This window comes from Isoptericola sp. NPDC060257, assembly GCF_042726645.1.
GTDB classification, from domain to species: Bacteria; Actinomycetota; Actinomycetes; order Actinomycetales; family Cellulomonadaceae; genus Isoptericola; species Isoptericola nanjingensis.
Map to the genome: position 1 here is coordinate 1 of NZ_JBHXAW010000389.1, position 3008 is coordinate 3008.

Below are 3008 nucleotides of genomic sequence, written 5' to 3' on the forward strand. Positions count from 1 at the left end.
CATCCCGGAGATGACCGACGACCGGCGCCCGCGCTGGATCCAGGACACCCTCGACCTCATCGAGTTCGCCACGGGTTCCACCGACACCGAGTGGGGCGCGAAGCGCGCCGAGCTGGGGCACCCGGAGCCGTTCGACCTGCCGTACATCGGCCTGGGCAACGAGGAGAACACCCCGAAGTTCCAGGAGAACTTCCCGGCGTTCCGCGACGCCATCGAGGCGGAGTACCCCGACATCACGGTGATCTCCAACTCCGGGCCCGACGACGCCGGCACCCGCTTCGACGAGCTCTGGGACTTCAACCGCGAGCAGGGCGTGGCGATGGTCGACGAGCACTACTACAACGACCCGTCGTGGTTCCTCACGAACGACGCGCGGTACGACTCCTACGACCGCAGCGGCCCGCACGTCTTCCTCGGCGAGTACGCGTCGAAGGGGAACACGTTCGGCAACGCGCTGGCGGAGGCGGCCTACATGACGGGGCTGGAGCGCAACTCCGACGTCGTCGAGCTGGCCTCGTACGCGCCGATGTTCGCCAACGAGGACTACGTGCAGTGGTCGCCGGACATGATGTGGTTCGACAACGACGAGTCGTGGGGCTCGGTGAACTACTACACCCAGAAGATGTTCATGACGAACGCCGGCGACCAGGTGGTCCCGTCGGAGCTCGGCGACGGGCCGGACGTCGTCCCGCCGGACGTCGACGGCGGCGTCTTCCTGTCGACCTGGCTCACGCAGGCGCAGTACGACGACGTGCGGGTCACCGACAACGCGACCGGCGACGTCCTGTTCTCCGACGGCTTCGACGACGCGTCGCGGTGGGAGGCGCAGCGCGGCGACTGGTCCGTGACCGACGGCGCGTACGTGCAGTCCGACGCGGGCGTCGAGGACGCGCGCAGCGTGGTCGCCGGGGCCTACGACGAGGACTGGCACGACTACACGATGGAGGTGACGGCCCGGAGGACGGGCGGCGCCGAGGGCTTCCTCGTCGGGTTCGGCGCGAGCGCGAGCGACGACTTCTACTGGTGGAACGTCGGCGGCTGGGGCAACACCCGGTCCGTGCTGGAGCGGGCCGACGGCGCGCGCCAGGGCGAGGTCGCGGCGGCGGAGTCCTTCACGCCGCTCGAGAACGGCCGTGACTACCGGATCAAGGTCGTCGTCGAGGGGCGCACCATCGAGCTCTACCTCGACGGCGAGCTGCAGCTCACGTACACCGAGCCGGTGACGAAGTCGCTGTTCCAGGTCGTGACCCACGACGAGGAGACCGGCGAGCTCGTGGCCAAGGTGGTCAACGTCGGCGACGCCGTGGCGCGCACCGACGTCGAGGTGACGGGCGGCTTCGAGCCGGCCGCGACGGCGTCCGTCACCGAGATGGCGGCCGACCCGTCGGCGACCAACACCAAGACCCGGCCCGAGCGCGTGGTCCCGGTGGATCGGACGTTCGGGGGCGCGGGGACGTCGTTCACGTACGACTTCCCGGCGCACTCGATCACGTTCCTGCGGCTCGCCCCAGATCGTGCGGGGGAGACCGGGGAGACGGCCAGCGCCGTGCGGGCGCAGGTGAAGCCCGCGTCGGTCGCCGCCGGCGCCGACGCGCGTGTCGACGTGGCGGTCACCGCCGCCCGGGGCCGCGGCTCCGCGCCGCGGGCGACCGGGACGGTGACGGTCGAGCTCGCCGGGCGGACGGTCACGGCCGACCTGGAGCGGGGGCGCGCCACCGTGACCCTGCCGACGTCCGGGGTCGAGCGGGGGCGGCACGACGTCGTCCTCCGCTACGGGGGCGACGCGCGCTATGCGCCGAGCGAGGTGACGGCGGGGCTCACGGTCCGGGCGCCCCGGAAGTAGTGCACGTCGAACAGGTGGTGACGCGCGTTCTGAGCCCGCAGAGCGTGCGTCACCACCTGTTCGTCGCGTTCCGCAAGGAACGCAAGAAGCGCAAGCCGCTTGCGTGATCGCGTGTACAGTCGAGGCATGTCGAGACGACTGGCCGACGTGGCCGCGAAGGTGGGGGTCAGCGAGGCGACGGTCAGCCGTGTGCTCAACGGCAAGCCCGGGGTGTCGCAGGCGACCCGGGACGCCGTGCTCACGGCGCTGGACGTGCTGGGCTACGAGCGGCCCACCAAGCTGCGCGGCGACCGGCCGCGCCTGGTGGGCCTGGTGCTGCCGGAGCTGGCGAACCCGATCTTCCCCGCCTTCGCGGAGGTGGTGGGCGGCGCGCTGGCGCAGCAGGGGTACACGCCCGTGCTGTGCACGCGCACCGCGGGCGGCATCTCCGAGGCCGAGTACATCGACCTGCTGCTGGGCCAGCAGGTGTCGGGGGTCATCTTCGCGGGCGGCTTCTACGCGGAGCGCGACGCCGACCACGCGCACTACGAGCGGCTCCAGGCGCTGAACCTGCCGGTGGTGCTCATCAACGCGTCGATCGAGAGCCTCGACTTCCCGCACGTCTCGTGCGACGACCTGATCGCCACGCACCAGGCGCTGGAGCACCTGGTGTCCATGGGGCACACGCGCATCGGGCTGCTGCTGGGGCCGCGCGACCACGTGCCGTCGGAGCGCAAGCTCGCGGCGGCGCGCGGCTTCGCGCGGCGGCACGGTGTCGAGCTCCCCGACGAGCTCGTGGTGCACAGCCAGTACTCCCTCGAGAGCGGGCAGGCCTCGACGGGCCGCCTGCTCGACGCCGGCGCGACGGCGATCCTGTGCGCGTCGGACCCGCTCGCGCTCGGTGCGGTCCGTGCGGTGCGGCGCGCGGGGCTCGAGGTGCCGCGCGACGTGTCGGTGGTCGGCTACGACGACTCCGCGCTGATGAACTCCACCGACCCGGCGCTCACGACCGTCCGGCAGCCGATCGACGCGATGGGCCGGGCGGCGGTCGACATCCTGGCCAGCATGATCGCGGGCGCCACCGTGTCGCGCGACGAGCTGCTCTTCGAGCCGGAGCTCGTCGTGCGCCGGTCGACGGCGGCGGCCCCGCGCGCCGCGGGCTGACACCCGCGCCTCCTCCCTCTCC

At 72.1% G+C, this 3008-nt stretch carries 2 protein-coding genes; both read left to right on the forward strand.

Annotated elements, in window-relative coordinates; all coding sequences use genetic code 11:
* Positions 1-1843: alpha-L-arabinofuranosidase C-terminal domain-containing protein (locus tag ACFWEK_RS20395; RefSeq protein ID WP_430555221.1), on the forward strand; the 1843-nt coding region annotated here is incomplete at its 5' end.
* Positions 1844-1969: 126 nt separating this feature from the next.
* Positions 1970-2986: a LacI family DNA-binding transcriptional regulator gene (locus tag ACFWEK_RS20400; protein ID WP_430546614.1), complete on the forward strand. Its 1017-nt coding sequence runs from the start codon at positions 1970-1972 to the stop codon at positions 2984-2986.
* Positions 2987-3008: the final 22 nt, after the last annotated feature.

Excerpts from the sequence above, each read along its gene's own strand:
- ACFWEK_RS20400 (WP_430546614.1), top strand. The coding sequence starts at position 1,970 with ATGTCGAGACGACTGGCCGACGTGGCCGCGAAGGTGGGGGTCAGCGAG.